This window comes from Paenibacillus sp. sgz302164 (assembly GCF_056120505.1).
The window spans coordinates 86,258-104,179 of the sequence record NZ_JBVYOL010000013.1; the positions used below are offsets into that span (position 1 = coordinate 86,258).

At 54.5% G+C, this 17,922-nt stretch carries 17 protein-coding genes; 14 read left to right on the forward strand and 3 right to left on the reverse strand.

The annotated features are described in order from the left end of the window. Nucleotides 1–2: 2 nt before the first annotated feature. The 4 genes from AC0LWT_RS21495 (at nucleotide 3) to AC0LWT_RS21510 (ending at nucleotide 4,200) form a co-directional block, all read left to right on the forward strand. Nucleotides 3–962 carry an acetylxylan esterase gene (locus tag AC0LWT_RS21495; protein ID WP_474683320.1) on the forward strand — a complete coding sequence of 320 codons (960 nt, stop codon included), beginning with the start codon at nucleotides 3–5 and terminating at the stop codon, nucleotides 960–962. An 18-nt stretch (nucleotides 963–980) separates the two neighbouring features. Continuing rightward, nucleotides 981–1,934 (forward strand): acetylxylan esterase, encoded by a 954-nt coding sequence (locus AC0LWT_RS21500; RefSeq protein WP_474683321.1) that lies wholly within the window; start codon nucleotides 981–983, stop codon nucleotides 1,932–1,934. 141 nt (nucleotides 1,935–2,075) lie between these two features. Further along, on the forward strand, nucleotides 2,076–2,834 hold the full coding sequence (locus tag AC0LWT_RS21505) for a hypothetical protein (RefSeq protein ID WP_474683322.1): 759 nt from the start codon (nucleotides 2,076–2,078) through the stop codon (nucleotides 2,832–2,834). 724 nt (nucleotides 2,835–3,558) lie between these two features. Further along, complete coding sequence (locus AC0LWT_RS21510; protein ID WP_474683323.1) at nucleotides 3,559–4,200, forward strand: hypothetical protein; 642 nt, start codon at nucleotides 3,559–3,561, stop codon at nucleotides 4,198–4,200. On the opposite strand, the gene AC0LWT_RS21515 is transcribed toward AC0LWT_RS21510, so the two are convergent. Further along, entirely contained in the window at nucleotides 4,147–4,824 is a 678-nt protein-coding gene (locus AC0LWT_RS21515) for a DUF1232 domain-containing protein (protein ID WP_474683324.1), read from the reverse strand. The two genes, AC0LWT_RS21510 and AC0LWT_RS21515, sit on opposite strands and share 54 nt — an antisense overlap. 123 nt (nucleotides 4,825–4,947) lie before the next feature. On the opposite strand from AC0LWT_RS21515, the gene ytaF reads away from it, so the two are divergent. The 6 genes from ytaF to AC0LWT_RS21545 all read left to right on the forward strand — a co-directional run bounded on the left by ytaF (nucleotide 4,948) and on the right by AC0LWT_RS21545 (nucleotide 10,577). After that, nucleotides 4,948–5,589 carry a sporulation membrane protein YtaF gene (gene ytaF, locus AC0LWT_RS21520; RefSeq protein WP_474683325.1) on the forward strand — a complete coding sequence of 214 codons (642 nt, stop codon included), beginning with the start codon at nucleotides 4,948–4,950 and terminating at the stop codon, nucleotides 5,587–5,589. Between the two features lie 232 nt (nucleotides 5,590–5,821). Further along, complete coding sequence (locus tag AC0LWT_RS21525) at nucleotides 5,822–6,529, forward strand: response regulator transcription factor (protein WP_474683326.1); 708 nt, start codon at nucleotides 5,822–5,824, stop codon at nucleotides 6,527–6,529. Nucleotides 6,530–6,533: 4 nt separating this feature from the next. Then, complete coding sequence (locus tag AC0LWT_RS21530) at nucleotides 6,534–7,916, forward strand: sensor histidine kinase (RefSeq protein ID WP_474683327.1); 1,383 nt, start codon at nucleotides 6,534–6,536, stop codon at nucleotides 7,914–7,916. 90 nt (nucleotides 7,917–8,006) lie between these two features. Then, on the forward strand, nucleotides 8,007–8,561 hold the full coding sequence (locus AC0LWT_RS21535) for a hypothetical protein (protein WP_474683328.1): 555 nt from the start codon (nucleotides 8,007–8,009) through the stop codon (nucleotides 8,559–8,561). 31 nt (nucleotides 8,562–8,592) lie between these two features. After that, a complete protein-coding gene (ftsW, locus tag AC0LWT_RS21540) occupies nucleotides 8,593–9,732 on the forward strand; it encodes a putative lipid II flippase FtsW (RefSeq protein WP_474683329.1) in 1,140 nt (379 codons plus the stop codon). A 23-nt stretch (nucleotides 9,733–9,755) separates the two neighbouring features. Further along, nucleotides 9,756–10,577 (forward strand): undecaprenyl-diphosphate phosphatase, encoded by an 822-nt coding sequence (locus tag AC0LWT_RS21545; protein WP_474683330.1) that lies wholly within the window; start codon nucleotides 9,756–9,758, stop codon nucleotides 10,575–10,577. A gap of 92 nt (nucleotides 10,578–10,669) precedes the next feature. Here AC0LWT_RS21545 and AC0LWT_RS21550 read toward each other — a convergent pair whose 3' ends face one another. Then, entirely contained in the window at nucleotides 10,670–11,680 is a 1,011-nt protein-coding gene (locus tag AC0LWT_RS21550) for a LacI family DNA-binding transcriptional regulator (protein WP_474683331.1), read from the reverse strand. 123 nt (nucleotides 11,681–11,803) lie between these two features. Between AC0LWT_RS21550 and fucU the strand changes: the two genes are divergently transcribed. The 4 genes from fucU to AC0LWT_RS21570 are packed head-to-tail and all read left to right on the forward strand — an operon-like array spanning nucleotide 11,804 to nucleotide 16,245. Next, nucleotides 11,804–12,229 carry an L-fucose mutarotase gene (gene fucU, locus AC0LWT_RS21555; RefSeq protein WP_474683332.1) on the forward strand — a complete coding sequence of 142 codons (426 nt, stop codon included), beginning with the start codon at nucleotides 11,804–11,806 and terminating at the stop codon, nucleotides 12,227–12,229. A gap of 36 nt (nucleotides 12,230–12,265) precedes the next feature. Continuing rightward, complete coding sequence (locus AC0LWT_RS21560) at nucleotides 12,266–14,062, forward strand: L-fucose isomerase (protein WP_474683333.1); 1,797 nt, start codon at nucleotides 12,266–12,268, stop codon at nucleotides 14,060–14,062. 14 nt (nucleotides 14,063–14,076) lie between these two features. After that, on the forward strand, nucleotides 14,077–15,579 hold the full coding sequence (locus AC0LWT_RS21565) for a rhamnulokinase (RefSeq protein WP_474683334.1): 1,503 nt from the start codon (nucleotides 14,077–14,079) through the stop codon (nucleotides 15,577–15,579). 6 nt (nucleotides 15,580–15,585) lie between these two features. After that, the gene (locus AC0LWT_RS21570) at nucleotides 15,586–16,245 is read left to right on the forward strand and encodes a class II aldolase/adducin family protein (protein ID WP_474683335.1); all 660 of its coding nucleotides are present in this window, start codon (nucleotides 15,586–15,588) and stop codon (nucleotides 16,243–16,245) included. 623 nt (nucleotides 16,246–16,868) lie between these two features. Here AC0LWT_RS21570 and AC0LWT_RS21575 read toward each other — a convergent pair. Then, a complete protein-coding gene (locus AC0LWT_RS21575) occupies nucleotides 16,869–17,729 on the reverse strand; it encodes an AraC family transcriptional regulator (protein WP_474683336.1) in 861 nt (286 codons plus the stop codon). Nucleotides 17,730–17,922 lie beyond the last annotated feature (193 nt).

A 17,922-nucleotide genomic window follows, 5' to 3' on the forward strand; every position in this document is an offset into this window, starting at 1 on the left:
ATATGCCAGTTTTTGATCTGCCTGTAGAAAAACTATTCACCTATGAAGGACGCAATCCGCGGCCTGACGATTTCGATGCTTACTGGGACAGGGCGATTGCCGAAATGAAAGCGGTTGATCCGCAGGTTGAATTGCGCCCCAGCGAGTTTCAAACTCCTTTTGCAGATTGTTTCGAATTGTACTTCACGGGTGTAAGAGGGGCGCGGGTTCATGCCAAATATATTCGGCCCAAGTTTGCGGAGTCCCCGCATCCGGCTATTTTGCAATTCCACGGATATTGGGGCTCTTCAGGCGATTGGACGGAAAAGCTGGCGTACGCTGCGCTCGGGTTCTCCGTATTCGCTTTGGACTGCCGCGGACAGGGCGGGATTTCGGAGGATGCGGGCGGCGTGAAGGGCACGACGATCAGCGGGCATATTATCCGTGGAATTGACGATTCGTCTGACGATATGCTGTTCCGTCATATTTTTCTTGATACGGCGCAGCTCGCCGGAATCGCGATGGGGATGCCGGAGGTCGATCCGGATCGCGTAGGCGCCAGAGGCGGCTCGCAGGGCGGCGCGCTTACGATCGCTTGCGCGGCGCTGGAACCCCGCATTAAGCGGTTGACGCCGGTGTACCCTTTTCTCAGCGATTACCAGCGGGTGTGGGAAATGGATCTGGCCAAGGATGCGTATGCCGAGCTGAAGGATTACTTCCGCAGGCATGATCCGCAGCATAAGCGCGAGAATGAGATTTTTGCCGAGCTCGGCTATATCGATATTCAGCATCTCGCGAGCCGCATTCAGGGAGAGGTGCTTATGGGCGTCGGTCTCAGCGACACGGTCTGCCCGCCTTCCACGCAGTTTGCGGCTTACAACAAAATAAAAGCGCCGAAGCAAATTGAGCTGTTCCCGGATTTTGGGCATGAGCATTTGCCGGGTTTTAACGATTTGGCGTTTGAATTTATGCAAAAGCTGTAAGCCGGAGGCAAATTCGCCATGAATGCGATTCAAAAAAGAATAGACGAACTCTATAGTTACGTGCCCGATAGGCAGCTCGCTCCTGCGGATTTGGCCGATTTTTGGGAGCGAACGTTGTCCGGCGAAACGGCTCGGGTGCCGTATACGCGAACGGTTGTCCGAACCCCGATGCAGGACGTGGAGGCGTATAAGGTCATTTACGAAGGCGATGCGCATACGCCGATTCATGCCTGGCATCTTGTTCCGTCGAAGGCGCTCGCCGAGCCGGCCCCCTGCTTGGTTATGTTCCACGGATACGGCGGATCGAAAGGCGAGCCCGAGGACTATGCGGCCTGGGTGCTGATGGGCTTCGCGGTGTTTGCCGTCGATGTGCGCGGGCAGAGCGGGGAAACCGGGAATGCACTGGCCAATACATACGGCATGGCAAAAGGGTGGATCACGCAGGGGATTATGGACCCGCATACCTGCTATTACAAAGCGCTGGCTATCGACGGAATCCGCGCAGTGCGCTGCGCCCGGGAGCAGCCCGGCGTCGATCCGGCCAGGATCATCGCGATGGGCGTCAGCCAGGGCGGCGGTCTGGCTTTGCTGACGGCTGCGCTGGAGCCGGGCGTCCATATGGCGGTTGCCGACATACCGAACATGTGCCGCTTCGATTTCGGGCTGCTCAACTCCACAGGATCGCTTACCGAAGCCGCCCAATTCGTCAGCCATAACCCGGAGCGGCTCGCGCCCGTGCTGGCGACGCTCAGCTATTTCGACATCGTTCATCTTGCCGACCGGATCACTGTTCCCGTATGGATGTCCGTCGGATTAAAAGATACCGTCTGCATGCCGGAAACGGTATTCGCCGCCTACAACGCGCTGGCCTCGGCCCACAAGCATTTGCATATCAATCCGTTTCTCGGGCATGAGCTGCCGCGCGGCCATATTCGCCTTGTATATGATTTTTTCCAAAGATCCCGCTGCTGAAGCGGGTTCTTTTTTTTCAGTAACCTTTCAGGGAACATTCAAGGGAGATTAAGCTGCAGTTTCTTTATTGTTCATAAAAGAGGATTATTATTGCAGTTGTAACAGAAAATGAAACAGTGGATTAGAAAGGCGGAGAGTATCATGAAAGCAACAAACAACCATAACGGACTGACTAAGGACGCGAAAAAGAAACGGAAGCAAATCATCGGCTCACTGTTGCTTATAACGGCTTTGCTGAGCGGCTGCTCGACGGCGCAAACGGCGAACTCCGGCTCGGCCCAAGAGGCGGGCGGCAATCAATCGCAGGCTCAATCGACGCAAGCCCCATCGTCTACGCAGACGCCGGATCAGACAGCGCAAAATCAGGTATCGCAAGGCCAGACGCAGAATGCGGCGAAATCGGGCGCGAATCAAAAAGATTTTCAAATGATGAGGACGTTCCGTTCCCTGATCATGATGGATAAGGCGGATGGATTGACCATCACCAAAGATCAGGCGGTGCAAATGATCCCCGTCGTGCAGGAGAGTATTTCGAGCGGCGAATTAACGTCGGATAACAAAACGAAACTGCTCAGCGGGCTTACCGATGCCCAGAAAAAATATTTGGATGACGCCGCTGCAAAAGAGCCTATGAGACAAGGCGGCAATGGAGGGGGAAGCGGAAACGATGGCAAGGGCGGCTCCGGTACGCGTCCTTCATCTGCTCCGGACGCTGCAGGTTCTGCTGCAGGCTCACCTCCTGCTTCGCCTCCGGTTGCGCCATCCGGAGATCAAAAGCCAATGGACGGCGGCGGTCAAATGCCTCAAGGCCAAGGCGGACCGGGAGGAGCAGGCGGCGGCCAAGGCATGCAGCAATCCGGTCAGCAATTACTCGAACTGCTGCAATCGAAAACAAAGTAACCGACGCGATTCCAGCAAAACGAATCGCGTTCCCGAGGAGACCAAACGGTCTCCTTTTTAGGTACGCCCGGCTAATGAGGCGCAGCCGGTCGACCGCCGCCATGAGCTTGCGGTGCGCGTATGTATGAGGTGAGGGACTGCATGACTAGTCGGCTGCTTGGCTCGCACGACCCCGTCCTCCGACGGCCGTCTGCACTCACATGCGAAAGCCTCTCATGCCGCTGGGCGGCACCCATGAAGCCGAAATTAGTACATCGCTAGTTATTTTAAGGTTGGTGCAGGCTGTCGAGAAAAACGTACATGATTGGAGAGGCACATCCTTATTAACGTGTAGAAAACTTGTAACTATCAGATGGTTGATAGAGTGACGGGATAGAGGAACCGGAGGGGGACACCTCTCCTGTACGGGATGAGTAGCTGAAATAGGTGACACCTCTCCTGTACGGGATGAGTAGCTGAAGTAAGTGACACCTCTCCTGTACGGGATGCGTATAGCTGAAGTAGGCGACCCCCCACCTGTTCGAGATAAGTAGCTGAAGTAGTTGACATCTCTCCTGTACGGGATGCGTATAGCTGAAGTAGGCGACCCCTCACCTGTACGGGATGAGTAGCTGGAAGTAGGTGACACCTCACCTGTACGGGATGAGTAGCTGAAATAGTCATGCCTCTCCTCGCAGCTGTCTCCTGACGAGTTACTGTGTTGAAGTGGGGGACACAAGGCGACTTGGCAGGGAAGAAACCTGCGAAAGTGCAGGCTTTTTCTGTAAAAATGGTTCATTTTGGCGAAAAGCCTGCGATTGTGCAGGAATTTTCGAAGAAATTGAGCCAGAGCCCATGTTCGCGGCGAAAAGCCTGCACAATTGCAGGAATATTGCGCAGCCGGCGTATCAACCGAGGAAAGCCTGCACTTTTGCAGGTTTTCTTCGCGCAACAAGGCAAATTGCGCGCCAGGCTCAGGCAAGTGGGTTTCCGGGCAGCTTGCAAAAGTGCAGCATTCTTGACGGAAGCGGCCGGTTCAGAGAGAAGGTCTGCACAATTGCAGGAATATTGCGCAGCCAGCGTATCAACCGAGCAAACCCTGCATTTTTGTTTTTGCAGGTTTTCTTCGCGCAACCGGGCAAATTGTACGCCAGGTTCCGGCATGTGGGTTTCTAAGCAGCCTGCGCAATTGCAGGAATGTCCCCCCGGACGCGAGCATCCGGGAGCGGCTTTCTGCGCGGGGGCCCGTGCCGCACCGCGCGCAGCTCCCGGCGCGCGGTGTTTTCGCTGCATGACGGCGGTCGGTCGCAAGCAAGCGACCGCGCCGTTCGGCTCATTCGTCGGAGTGGCGCTCGCTTTTGGAGTCGTTGAGCCGGTCGAGCACTAATTGCACCGCGATGGCGTCGTCCAAATAGCCCAGAGGAAAGACGTAGTCCGGGATAATGTCGGCCGACAAAACGAAATAAAGCAAGGCGCTGCCGACGATAGCGCGCTTTTCCGGCAAAGTCTCTTCCTCGCAAAAGAGGCGGTACATCTGCTTCAGCTCGTCGATGAACGGTCCGGCGCCGTTGACGCTTGCAACCTTTTCGGGGAAATCTTCGACGATGATTTGTTTTCCTTCCTCCGTCAGGGCATATTTCTCATATTTGCTCAGCTCTTTGCGGACGAGCTCTTCAGTAAACTGGGTGTCGATTAAGTTGGACGACTGCAAAATTTTTTGAATATTGCTTACGGATGCAAAAATATCCGAATGTCGCTCGACCTGCGGGATGCCGATATCGAACCCGGCGGCTTGAAAAAGCTCTGCAGTCGGCACGCCGAGATGGAAAGCGAACGTTTCCAGATGGTCGAGCTTCGCCTTTTGTTTTCCGTTAATAATCCGCGAAATGGTGGCCGTATCGATCCCGGTCAGCGCGCTTAGCTTGCGCATGGAATAGGAACGCGCCTTCAGCAATGAGGTGAGTGTGCTGCCCAGAGACGGCTCCGGTCGTTCCAAATGGTTATCAGTCATCCGATATCCTCACTCCTTTTGAGCGATGTTGAAATAATCTCAACACATTTTGATTTGGAAAAGCACTTTTTTGCAGGTTGATCAATACGCTAACTGTAAACAGTGTTGAGGAGTGGAACGACTATGACAGCAGGGCTTTTGATCTTGGGTTTTGCGATTTCATCGAGTCTGGACAATTTGGGCGTCGGCATTTCTTACGGGGTTCGCGGTATCCGCATCCGGCATATGGCGAACACCGTTATAGCCGTCATTTGTTTTTTGTTCAGTATGACCGGAATTTTGGCCGGCCACTGGCTTTCCCGAATTCTTCCCGGGCTGCTGCCGGTTCTGGTTGGCGCATTTCTTATGATTATTATCGGAATTCGCATCATTTTGCTGGCGGTACCGCGTAAAGGGCAGCGCCTGTCCGAGGATTCCGATGAGGAAGTTTCCGGCGCAAGCTCGATACAAACGATTTTGAAAAATCCCGAAAAGGCGGACATCGATCGATCCGGCGAAATCGGCATCGGCGAGGCAGTGATTCTGGGGGTGGCGCTCTCCGCGAATGCCGTTACGAACGGATTGGGAGCAGGGCTGCTGGGCCTATCTCCGCTGGCTATTTCCATAACGGCCGCAATCGGCAGCTTCGTTACGGTCTGGTTCGGCGTCGCGCTTGGCCGAAAAGTGGCCGGGATTCGCATCGGCAAGTTCACCGTCGGCCAGTTCGGCACGATTTTGAGCGGATTCTTGCTGCTGCTGATTGCTTTCGGCTCCTTTTTCGGCTGATGCGCATAAGAGTGCCCGTATTTATTTATTGTACGTGAGCCCATGCCGGATATGACAGAAGTGCCGCCGAATCTCCGGATTTTCCAAGTGAATATTGACAACGCCAAGTATCGATAGTAATATCCAAGTGTGGTGCATAATGCTCTAATGATAGCTGCCCGGAGCTCTCTCTTTTCAGGGAGAGCTTTTTTGTGTTTATATAGTCCATTTATCGGGTTTGGAGGAGACAGTGATGGAAGCCGTATACCGAAACGAAGTGCTTATCGTTGAAGACGATGACCATATCCGGCGTTTTGTGGCGATTCATTTGGACAGATCCGGGTTTCAGGTCGCCGAAGCCGCATCGGGAGAAATGGCTATGAGAAGCCTTGCCGCAAGCCGGCCCGACGTCGTCGTGCTGGACATCATGCTGCCGGATACGGACGGTTTTGAATTTTGCAAAAAACTAAGAGAAATCGACCCGGACATCGCTATCGTTTTTTTGACTGCAAGGACACAGGATTTGGACAAGATCAAAGGTCTTGAGCTGGGGGCCGACGATTACGTCGTCAAACCTTTTAATCCGCTGGAGCTAGCAGCAAGAATCAAAACGGTATTGCGCCGCACCCGAAAATCGGCGGGACCGCCGCATAGAAAAATACTCCAATCAGGCTCAATCCGGCTTGATCTGGATGCCAACAAGTTATTCAAAGACGGTTGTCCCATTGAAGCGACACCGAAGGAATTTCAAATGCTCAAAGCATTTTTGCAAAACCCCGATAAAGCATTGTCCAGAAATGAGCTGTTGAACCTGATTTGGGGGGAAGATTTTGTGGGCGATACGAAAACCGTCGATGTCCACGTCCGAAAGCTCAGGGAAAAAATTGAAGACGATTGCTCCAGCCCCCGGCTGATCGAAACGGTGTGGGGGCTCGGGTACAGGTGGCGAAAGGAGGTTTGAACGGTTGGGCATCCAAAAAAGGCTTGTAGGCAGTTACCTCGCCGTCATTTTGATTACAGTTGCAATTCTGGAATTTTTTCTGATTGCTTTGGTCAATTATTACTATTATCACAATGTGGAACGCATCCTGTCAAAGCAAGCGGAACTGTCCGCTTCTTTTTTTCATCAATATTTTGCAGGCGAGGATTTAGCGCAGCAATCGGAAAGGCTGCTCAGCGGATTTGCCCACCATTCATCCGCTCAAGTCCAGATTATCGGTTCGTCCGGTCAACTGCTGCAAGACTCAACGGGACAACACATAGGCGAAAATATAATCGGGTACCCGGATGTGAAAGAAGCGTGCAGCGGAAAGGCAGGAACCTGGAGGGGATATGAGCCGTCCACGCATGAAGCGATACTAGCCGTATCGTACCCTTTGCAGACGAAGGATGCTACCGTAGGGGCGGTCAGGTTCGTGACCTCTTTAACCGAAACGGCGGAAGCGGTCAAGCAAATTTCCGCCGTCTTTATTTCCGTCGGTTTTATCGTCGTAGCCATTGTCGCCTTTCTGGGCATCCCCCTGTCGAGAACCATTACCGGCTCCATAACCGAGCTGAAGCTGGCGGCCGAACAAATGGCCGAAGGCGATTTTACCGTCCGGGCCCGCAAACGGTACCGGGACGAGCTGGGGACGCTGGCGGACACATTCAATTCGATGGCGGCAAAAATAGGGCAAAACGAGCAGCTCAAAAACGACTTCATTTCATCGGTATCGCATGAGCTTCGAACGCCGCTGACGTCCATCAAAGGCTGGGTCGTCATCTTGAATTCGACGCCAGGTGAAGACAGGAACATGCTTCAAGAAGGGCTCGAAATTATCGAGACGGAGACGGACAGGTTAACTCGGCTTGTCGACGAATTGCTTGATTTTTCCAAATTGGATAACGGACGAATTTTGCTGCACTGTACCCCGCTCCATATCCCGGAACTGCTGCGGCATTTAGGAAAACAGCTCGCCCCAAGAGCCGCCAGGCAGAGCATCTCGCTGGAAGTGCATGCCGACGATACGCTTCCGCTCATTCAAGCCGACGAAAATCGGTTGAAGCAAGTGCTGATCAACTTGTTGGACAACTCGCTGAAATTTACGGAGCCCGGCGGTGTCATTACAATGCGCGTTTCCTCAGCCCAGGAACAGATCGTCATTACTGTGGAAGATACGGGGGCAGGTATTGCGGAGCACGATTTGGCGAATGTTTTCCAAAAGTTTTACAAAGGAAACCGGCATGCTGCCGGAAGCGGTCTGGGATTATCGATTGCCGATCAGATCGTCCGATTGCATCGCGGGGAAATGAAAATAAGCAGCCGGCCGGGAATGGGAACGAAAGTCGACATTTATCTCCCAAAGTGAAAAGGAAAAATTTTAACTTTTTCATAACCTTTTATGTTCCGCAAAAATATAAAATAAAGTCGTACAATGACAGGCAGGGAGCCAAATAAGATGATGTTTAGCAGACGGATTTGTACATTGCTTGCTGCAGCTTCGCTGTTGTGGATCAGCGGATGCGGGATGCCTGCCGCTCCCGTGGATGTCATTCAATCCCCGGTCTCGGAAGCGAATGCCGCAAAAGACAGTTTCAGTGCGATGCTTCGAACCTTGCTGCCTGACGGAGCCCGGCTGTTAGCCTCGGAACACCCGAATGACCGCGAACGCGTTACATTCGGAGATGTGGACGGAGACGGGATCGATGAAGCTGTGGTCGTATACGAAGAGAACGTCGTTAACGACAAAATACTAAAGGCGGCGTTGTTGAAACAGCGCAATAATGAGTGGCGCATCGTCTGGGATACGAAAGGGTTCGGTTACGGCCTGGATTATGTCGGGTTTTCGGACGTTACGAAAGACGGACGACCCGAGATTATGCTCGGATGGTCCATGGGCGCAGGCGAGAATGGGCTTGATATTTATGAATGGAAAAACAATACATTGGAATTGTGGAGCAAGCAGCGGTATCAGGGAAAGTTGCAATTGGATAAAATCCCCGGAAACATGTGACATATGCCCGGTGAATTAGGGGGTTTGCGAATTGAAAGGCACATTGCGGGGGCGTCCGGATTTTCTGCTTCTATTTTCAACCGTCGTGCTGGTCGGCTTCGGTCTTGTTATGATATTCAGCGCCAGTTCGCCCAAAGCTGCCTTGATGCAAGAGAGCGCCTGGTACTACGCTTCGAAACAAGGTATTTTCGCCGCCGCAGGATTATTCATCATGCTTGTTTGTATGAGCCTTCCTTTTTCAATATGGAAAAAAGCCGGACCTTATATGCTGCTTGTTTCGTTGATCCTGCTTGTGCTCGTATTAATCGGGGGAACGAACATTAACGGCGCGAAAAGATGGTTCGTTATGGGAGGTCTTAATTTTCAACCGACTGAATTTACCAAATTGGCCGTCTGCGTGTACGTATCGGCTTTAATCAGCAGAAAGGGAGAGAAGGTCAAGTCGTTCATAAAAGGGCTGCTCCCCATACTCATTATGGTTAGTCTGGTTCTGATTCTTGTCATGAAGCAGCCTGATTTCGGCACCGCGCTAATTTTGGCTTCTATTGCAGGTACGATTATTGTGGCCGGCGGCATCGCATTGCGCCATCTTTTTGTGCTTGCTCTGGGGCTCGTGCCGGTCTTTGTTTACCTGGCCGGCAGCAAAAGCTATCGGCTGAAGCGGCTCAACTCTTTCTTAAATCCGTTCGATAACCAGTCCGATTCCGGGTATCAGCTCATTCAGTCGCTTTACGCTTTAGGTCATGGCGGGCTTACGGGAACGGGACTCGGGCTAAGCATCCAGAAGCAGTTCTATTTGCCGGAAGCGCACACGGATTTTATTTTTGCCGTTATCGGCGAGGAATTGGGGCTTGTCGGCACGACGCTGCTTTTGATCGTATTTTTTATTTTTTTCTGGCGCTGTTTTATTACCGCAGTTCAAAGCGACGATCCGTTTGGAATTTTGCTGGGTATAGGATTGGTAGCGATGATATTTATTCAATTTTGTCTCAATCTTGGGGCCGTTACAGGCAGTCTGCCGGTTACGGGCGTTCCGCTTCCCTTTATCAGCTATGGCGGCTCGTCCCTGATTTTGTGCATGGCAAGCGTCGGCATTTTGCTAAGCATATCCCGGGATAACAATCGAAGGCGAAGAGAAGCCGGCATGCATTCGCAGGTGACCGCAAGTTAAATACGGGTAAGAGGAGAGGAAGCATGGATTTTTTTCAAACCGTCATTTTTGCTATTATTCAAGGAATTACCGAACTGTTTCCGGTCAGCAGCGTAGCGCATGGAGTCTTGACCCCGTATGTGTTTCGCTGGAATCTGGATCCCGAATTTTTGAAGGAACATTTTTTGCCTTATGTCGTTATGCTGCATTTGGGAACGGCTGTGGCGCTGCTTCTCTTTTTCAGCCGTGACTGGATCCACATGCTGAAATCGTTATTTTCGGGAGGACCTTCCCGGTTCAAAAAGACTCTTTTGCTCGTCATCGTTGGAACGGTGCCTGCAGCCGTAATCGGCCTGCTGCTTGAAAAAACGTTGAGACACCTTTTCAGCAGCGTCACCAGTGCGGCGATTTTTCTTATCGTCAACGGCGTCCTGCTTTATCTCGGAGAGAAAATGTCGGGGAAGGGAAGCAAAGAGATCGAAGATTTGAGCGCAGGACAAGCCTTTGTGATCGGATTGTTCCAGTCGTTAGCGCTTGTTCCCGGTTTTTCGAGATCCGGGTCCAGTATGATTGCCGGCTTTTGGATGGGGCTCAAGCACGAGGCTTCCGCGCGTTTTTCGATGCTTTTGGCGACTCCGGTTATCGTTGGCGCAAGCATATTGGAAGTGCCGAAACTAAAGTCGGGCATGCACGGCCTGCTCGGAATGTCGATCATCGGCGGCATCCTGTCGGGGGTGTTTGCTCTGCTGGCCGTCTGGGCTCTAATGAAATGGGTTAAAAAACATGAAATTCAGGCGATGAGGCCATTTGCTTATTATTGCTGGATCGTGGGAGCAGTCATACTTGTAACGATCTATGCGTTTTGAATTGACTATACGAAGTTCGTCCAAATAAATGAAGCCGCCGGATGATTGAACATGATCCGGCGGCTTTTTCATGCGTGCTGCCGGCCATTCGCTCAAGCCTTCGGGGGGCGGGTCGAAGCGCGGATGAGCATTTCGGACGGAAGCATAATTTTTCGGTTCGCGAGGACGGATTCGTTCTCGATGCGCTCGATCAGCAGCTGCATGCCCATGGAGCCGAACTGATACGCCGGCTGCGATGCGACCGTCAGGAACGGATTGATCGCGTCCGCCCGGCCGAAGTCGTCGAAGCAGCAGACGGAGATGTCGTCCGGCACCCGGAAGCCGCGTTCCCGCAGCGACTTGATCGCGCCGACGGCGAGCAAATTGTTCGCCGCAAATATGGCGGTCGGCGGCGACGGCTGCCTGAGCAGGAAATCGAGCGCGCTTTCGTCCTGAAAATCGCGGTAATTGACATGGACGACGAGCGTCTCGTCCAGCGGAATGCCGTTTAAGGCGTGCGCCTCCTTATAACCGGCGTACCGCAGCCGGGCCGTGGACACGTCCGGCGAGCCGTTAATCAGGGCGATGCGGCGATGCCCCAGCGCGAGCAGGTGCTCGACCAGCTTTCTGGCGCCTTCCTTGCTGTCGCCGAGAACGATGTCCGCTTCGATGCCGGGCACCTCCCGGTCGAGAATGACGAAGGGGATGCGATGTTTTTGCAGCTGCCGCAAATGTTCAAGCGAGCGGTCTCCCGTGGGCGCAAACAGCACGCCGTCGACCCTTGTGGACAAAATCATGTCCACGTAATCTTTTTCTTTGGCGTAATCCTCGTCACTGTTGCCGAACAGCAGCTTGTAGCCCGACCGTTTGGCGGCATCCTCGGCCCCGCGGGCGATCGTCGTATAGAAGGGATTGGTAATATCCGTAATGAGCAGCGATAAAATTTTGGTCTTTTGCAAAACGAGGCTGCGCGCCATCGAATTCGGAATGTAGTTCAGCTCATCCATGACTTTGCGCACCCGTTTTCTCGTCGCTTCGCTAATTCTCCCGGAGTTATTGATAACTCTCGAAACCGTCATGGCGGATACGCCTGCTTTTTCCGCGATATCATAGATTGTAATCAAGTGCAGTCACCTTTCCGTCGCATACTATTCGTCTATTGTATAAAAGAAAACCATTGACAGCAAGCCGTTTCGCTGCTAATTTTGAGTTATCGGTAACATGAATGAATTGAGGAGGCGTCGAATATGTTAAAAGGTATACCTTCCATCCTTTCTCCCGAACTGCTCAAAGTGTTGATGGAGATGGGGCATGGAGACGAAATTGTGATCGCGGACGGGAATTTTCCCGCGGCCAGCCATGCGAAGCGGCTGCTGCGCTGCGACGGCCACGGAGTTCCCGAGCTGCTGGAGGCGATTCTCGCCTTGTTCCCGCTCGATACGTACAGCGAGTACCCGGTAGCGCTCATGCAGGTTGTTCCGGGCGACCAAGTGGAAACGCCGATCTGGGACGCGTACCGGGAGATCATCGGCAGGCACGCGCCGCCGGCTGTGGAGCAGGTGGAGCGCTTCGCGTTCTATGAGCGGGCGAAGCAGGCGTATGCGATTGCGGCTACAAGCGAAAGCGCTTTATATGCGAACATTATTTTGAGAAAAGGCGTTATTTCCGATTGATTAGGATTATCGGTAACTCTAAAGGAGGCTGCAAGTATGGCACATGCAAACCCGGATTACAGATGGAGGCAAGGTTTTCCGAAAATCGGCATCAGGCCGACGATTGACGGCAGAAGAAAAGGGGTGCGCGAATCGCTGGAGGCTCAGACGATGAATATGGCGAAAGCGGTTGCAGCGCTGCTCGGCGAGACGCTGAAATATCCGAACGGCGAGCCTGTGGAATGCGTCATCGCCGATACGTGCATCGGCGGCGTCGCCGAGGCTGCGGCGGCAGCGGAGAAGTTCGCCAGGAGCGGAGTCGGCGTGTCCATCACCGTGACGCCCTGCTGGTGCTACGGCACGGAGACGATGGACATGGACCCGTCGACGCCGAAAGCGATCTGGGGCTTCAACGGCACCGAGCGCCCGGGCGCGGTTTATTTGGCCGCGGTGCTGTCCGGCCATGCGCAGAAAGGCATTCCCGCGTTCGGCATCTATGGCGAGGACGTGCAGGACGCCGGCACGACGGATATTCCGCAGGACGTGCGGGAAAAGCTGATCCGATTTGCCAGGGCGGGCCTTGCGGCCGCGTACATGAAGGGCAAATCGTATTTGTCCGTCGGCTCCGTATCGATGGGCATCGCCGGCTCCATCGTGAACGAGGAGCTGTTCCAGAATTATCTCGGCATGCGCAACGAATATGTCGATATGTCGGAGCTCGTGCGCCGCATCGATGAAGAGATTTTCGACCCGCAGGAGTATGAGCTTGCGCTGAGCTGGGTCAAAGAAAACTGCAAGGAAGGCCCGGACAACAACCCGCCCGAAATTCGCACGACCCGCGAGAAAAAAGACCGCGACTGGGAAACCATCGTGAAAATGACGCTGATCGTCCGCGACCTGATGGCCGGCAATCCGAAGCTGGCGGGGCTTGGGTTCGGCGAAGAGGCGCTCGGACATAACGCGATTTTGTCCGGCTTCCAAGGCCAGCGCCAGTGGACCGACCACTTCCCGAACGGCGACTTTCTCGAAGCGGTGCTGAACACGTCGTTTGACTGGAACGGCAAGCGCGCGCCTTATTTGGTCGCGACGGAAAATGACAGCCTGAACGGCGTGGCGATGCTGTTCGGCCATTTGCTGACGAACACGGCGCAAATTTTCGCCGACGTCAGAACGTACTGGAGTCCCGACGCGGTGAAGCGCGTGACCGGGCATACGCTGACGGGCGCCGCGAAGGACGGCATCCTGCATTTGATCAACTCCGGCCCTGCCGCGCTGGACGGAACGGGCGAGCAGTCGCGGGACGGCAAGCCGGCGATGAAGCCTTACTGGGAAATTACCGACGAGGAAACGGAGCGCTGCCTGCAAGCTACGTCGTGGCGGCCTGCGGCCGTCGAATATTTCCGCGGCGGCGGCTACTCGACGGATTTCCTGACCCGCGGGGGCATGCCTGTGACGATGTCCCGGATCAATCTGGTCAAGGGACTCGGGCCGGTGCTTCAACTGGCGGAAGGCTATACGGTCGAACTGCCGGAGGACGTGCACGACACGCTCGACCTGCGCACCGATTCGACGTGGCCGACGACGTGGTTTGCGCCGATTTTGACCGGCAGCGGCTCGTTCACGGATGTGTACTCGGTGATGGACAACTGGGGCTCGAACCATGGAGCGATCAGCTTCGGGCATATCGGCGCCGATCTGATCACGCTGGCCGCCATTTTGCGCATTCCCGTCTCGATGCACAATGTGGCCGAGAAGCGCATTTTCCGCCCGCGCGTATGGAGCAGCTTCGGCACGCTTGACAAGGAAAGCGCCGATTTCCGGGCTTGCAGCACATTCGGGCCGCTGTACAAATAACGAGGTGAGCTTCGATGGGGAACCAAAGCTTGAATATGCTGGCCGTCGATTTCGGCGCCGGCAGCGGCAGGACGATTTTGGGGCGGTGGGACGGCGCGAAGCTGAGCGTCGAAGACATTCACCGCTTCGCTAATGAGCCGGTACAGCTCGGGGGCAGCCTGTACTGGGATTTTCTCCGGCTTTTTCACGAATGTAAAAAAGGGATTCATGCTTTCAAGCAGCACGCCTCCGGCAGTCCGGCGTCGATCGCCGTAGATACGTGGGGTGTCGATTACGGGTTCGTGGACGGCAAGGGCAGGTTGTTTGGGAACCCTTACCATTACAGGGATGCGCGCAATCAACGGGCGATGGAGGAGCTGCTGCCCGTCCTGCCCGCTGCGGAGCTTTACCGGCGAACAGGCATTCAGCCGTTATCATTTATTACGATTTTTCAGCTGTACGCCTGGTCGAAGGAGCGCTCGCCCGCTGCCCGGGAGGATGGCGTCAAGCTGCTGCTCATGCCGGATTTGTTCCGCTTTTTTTTATCCGGCGAGCGTTCTGCGGAGTACACGATCGCCAGCACGACCGGGCTGCTGGACCCCGTGCGCAGACAATGGGATGAAGAATTGCTGGGGCGGTTGGGGATTCCCGTCTCCCTGCTGGCGCACATCGTGATGCCGGGCACGCCCGAAGGAGCTTTGCGCAAGGAGATCGCCGAAGAATTGCAGCTGACGCCGTTCCCCGTCGTTGCGACCGCTTCCCACGATACGGCGTCGGCCGTCGTGTCGATTCCGTCGCTGCAGGACAGCTACGCTTTTATAAGCTGCGGCACCTGGTCGCTCATGGGCGTGGAAATCGACGAGCCGATTTTAACCGCGGACAGTTTGCGCCTCGGCTTCACCAACGAGGGCGGAGCGGAAGGGAAAATCCGCCTGCTCAAAAACATCATGGGCCTCTGGCTGCTGCAGGAATGCAGAAGGCAGTGGGAGCAGGAGGGCGAGCCGCTCACCTACGCCGAGATGCAGGAAATGGCGAAGCGGGAGCGCGGACGGCAAAGCTACGTCGACCCCGAGGACCCGGTATTTCTCGCCCCGGGCGGCATGTCGGACCGCATCCGCAGCTTTTGCGCGCAAACCGCGCAGACCGTGCCGCAAACGAAGCCCGAGCTGATCCGCTGCGTCGTCGAAAGCTTGGCCATGAAGTTCAGGCAGACGCTGGATGAACTCGAGCTGCTCACCGGCAGGAAGCCGACCTGCATTCATATCGTCGGCGGAGGCATTCAGAACCGCCTGCTTTGCCGGCTAACCGCCGATATTACCGGGAAAACGGTCATCGCGGGTCCGGTTGAAGCTACGGCCATCGGCAACGTCATGATGCAGGCCAAAGCGCACGGCGAGGTGCGCAGCCTGGAGGACATCCGGCAGGTCGTGCTGGATTCGTTTCCTCCGGAGACGTTTGTTCCGCAGCATCAGGATGAGTGGCAGGACGCTTACGAGACTTACAGGCGGGTTATCGAACAGAAAGCGCGAAGGAGCTGAGGCGACATGTCAGAGAGGAAGACGAGAGAAGAACTAACGAAATATGCGCGCAAAAGCGTGGCCAAAGGGCTGGTCGTCGGGCCGGGCGGCAACATCAGCGCAAGGTACGAGGATGTGATGTACCTCTCGCCCAGCGGCTTCGCGCTCGAAGATATCGAACCGGAGCAGTGGGTGCCGGTCAACATTGCGACAGGGGACATTTTGGACGCTTCGTTCCGCCCTTCTTCCGAGGTGCTGCTGCACCTGTTTTGCTACCGGGCGAACCCGGACATCCGGGCGATCGTGCACACGCATCCGGCTTACTGCATTGCCCTGACGCTCGTCGACAACGAGCTGCCGATGCTGTTTCCCGACCAGGCGGCGCTTGTAGGGGATGTCGCTTTTGTCCCCTACGTCGTGCCGACGACGGATAAGCTGGCGAATCTGGTGGCGGCCAAAGCCGACGCCTACTGCGCGATTTTGCTCAACAACCACGGGCTCGTGACAACGGGCAAAAACTTGCGCGAAGCGTACTACCGCACCGAGGTGATGGAAGAGAGCGCGAAGGTGTACCTGATCGCCAAATCGGTCGGTCAGCCGAGACGGTTGACGGAGGAAGAGTACAAGGAAATCCAGGGGCTGGAAAGCGAGGCGTACCGCGTTCAGCTTTTGCAAAATATGAAATAGCTGCGCTTGCGACATTCTGTGAGGGCTAGGGGAGGCTTCTGGGCGCGCGCCTCCCCCGGTTCAGGTCGTGGAGCTGCACAACTGGGCAGGAAGCAGCTTTCGCACCGCGCGCAGCTCCCAGCGCGCGGTGCGAAAGCTGAATGACGGCGGTCGGTCGACCACTTGCTAGGAAGAAAACCTGCGAAAGTGCAGGTTTTTCTTCTGGAATTGGCCCATTTTGGTGAAAAACATGCAAAAGTGCAGGAATTTTCGCTGAAAGTAAGTATAAGTCCATGCGTTCGCTGGAAAAGCCTGCACTTTTGCAGGAATTGTTCGTGGACAGTGATCAAGGCCGCAAATTCATGTATTTTTGCAGGTTTTCTGCGTACAGCCGGACAGTTTAAAGCTATTTCCTCTAACGTGGGGGTTATTCAACAGGCTGACTATCGCATATTTTCCACATATTCCCAATCGAAGGTTAGTGGTGGGGGGAATTGTAAATCGACTAAGTGAGAAATTGAATTAATCGCCTTTTCCGGGCGGTTTTTTGGTTTCAATTTACCGGGCCGGGCCGCCGATCCCAAAAGGTGCCCGGTTTTTTCGCATGCCCCGGCTTTTGCGCGTTCCGTTTACAGCCTCTCCGGTTATTGCCGCTGCCGGTAAAGCTTGGGCGATACGCCGGTGAACTTTTTGAACGCTTTCGAGAACGAGAACAGGTCGGGGTAGCCTACGGACTGCGCGATTTCCGTCAGCGTATAGGCGGTTTGCGCCAGCAGCAGCTTGGCTTCTTCCATTTTCAGCTGCTGGATGTAGCGGATCGGCGTGATGCCGAACGTTTTGGTGAACTGTTTGGTAAAATGCGTGCGCTCCACGCCGACGTACTCGGAGACGCGCTCGACCGTGATGCCTTCCGCGTAATGGATCTGCATGTATTCGAGCCCTTTTTGCACCCAGGACACCGGACGGCTGTCGCCGGCAGCGGCAGGGGAGGCGCGTCCGGCAAGTTCATCGAATACGCGCAGAAACTGAATAAGTCTTGCCATGTCCGAATGGCTGTGTTCCGGGCCGCTGACCAGACGGATAAATTCCCGCATCAGCTCGATCGCTTTCCCGGTGGACATGCCGGAAATGTGCGGCGATTGCGGTCTGAGCCCGGCGCGTTCCAGCAGATGAAGCGCTTGTTGGCCGTCGAAGGCGACAAAAATTTTGCGCAGCGGGTCGTCGGCATCGGTGAAATATTCGTGGGTCACTTGCGGGAACAAGCAAAACACATCGTTTTTGCCGAGCCGGTACGTTTGGTTGTTTTGAATGAACGTGCCCTGGCCGTCCAAGACGAAGATCAGATAATAGTAGGGAGTCGTCCTGGGCCCGATATGATAGTTCGGCTTGGCGATGTTGTGCCCGAGGCGGATCGGCCAGGCGGAGCCGGATTTTTCGAATTCGGAAGGCGTAAAAAAGTAGATTTCCAAATATTCATGATGATCCTCGCGCATTGGGACTCTCATGCGGCACACCTCTTTTTACCATGTTTTCTTTTTCGAATGAGAAACGATTATTTTGATTATACACGATGGAACCCACAAAATGACAAATAAAGAAGAACGCGAAATGACATTGACCTGTGAGGAATATCACTGCTATGATACAAATACGAATAAATCCCACTAAGTTTGTGGGGTATCGACCAGACAGCTGGAG

Coding starts and splice junctions, on each gene's coding strand:
- AC0LWT_RS21545 (WP_474683330.1), top strand. CDS start 9,756: ATGGATTTTTTTCAAACCGTCATTTTTGCTATTATTCAAGGAATTACC.
- AC0LWT_RS21565 (WP_474683334.1), top strand. CDS start 14,077: ATGGGGAACCAAAGCTTGAATATGCTGGCCGTCGATTTCGGCGCCGGC.
- AC0LWT_RS21495 (WP_474683320.1), top strand. CDS start 3: ATGCCAGTTTTTGATCTGCCTGTAGAAAAACTATTCACCTATGAAGGA.
- AC0LWT_RS21515 (WP_474683324.1), bottom strand. CDS start 4,824: ATGACTGATAACCATTTGGAACGACCGGAGCCGTCTCTGGGCAGCACA.
- AC0LWT_RS21570 (WP_474683335.1), top strand. CDS start 15,586: ATGTCAGAGAGGAAGACGAGAGAAGAACTAACGAAATATGCGCGCAAA.
- AC0LWT_RS21535 (WP_474683328.1), top strand. CDS start 8,007: ATGATGTTTAGCAGACGGATTTGTACATTGCTTGCTGCAGCTTCGCTG.
- ytaF (WP_474683325.1), top strand. CDS start 4,948: ATGACAGCAGGGCTTTTGATCTTGGGTTTTGCGATTTCATCGAGTCTG.
- AC0LWT_RS21575 (WP_474683336.1), bottom strand. CDS start 17,729: ATGAGAGTCCCAATGCGCGAGGATCATCATGAATATTTGGAAATCTAC.
- AC0LWT_RS21525 (WP_474683326.1), top strand. CDS start 5,822: ATGGAAGCCGTATACCGAAACGAAGTGCTTATCGTTGAAGACGATGAC.
- fucU (WP_474683332.1), top strand. CDS start 11,804: ATGTTAAAAGGTATACCTTCCATCCTTTCTCCCGAACTGCTCAAAGTG.
- AC0LWT_RS21560 (WP_474683333.1), top strand. CDS start 12,266: ATGGCACATGCAAACCCGGATTACAGATGGAGGCAAGGTTTTCCGAAA.
- AC0LWT_RS21505 (WP_474683322.1), top strand. CDS start 2,076: ATGAAAGCAACAAACAACCATAACGGACTGACTAAGGACGCGAAAAAG.
- AC0LWT_RS21500 (WP_474683321.1), top strand. CDS start 981: ATGAATGCGATTCAAAAAAGAATAGACGAACTCTATAGTTACGTGCCC.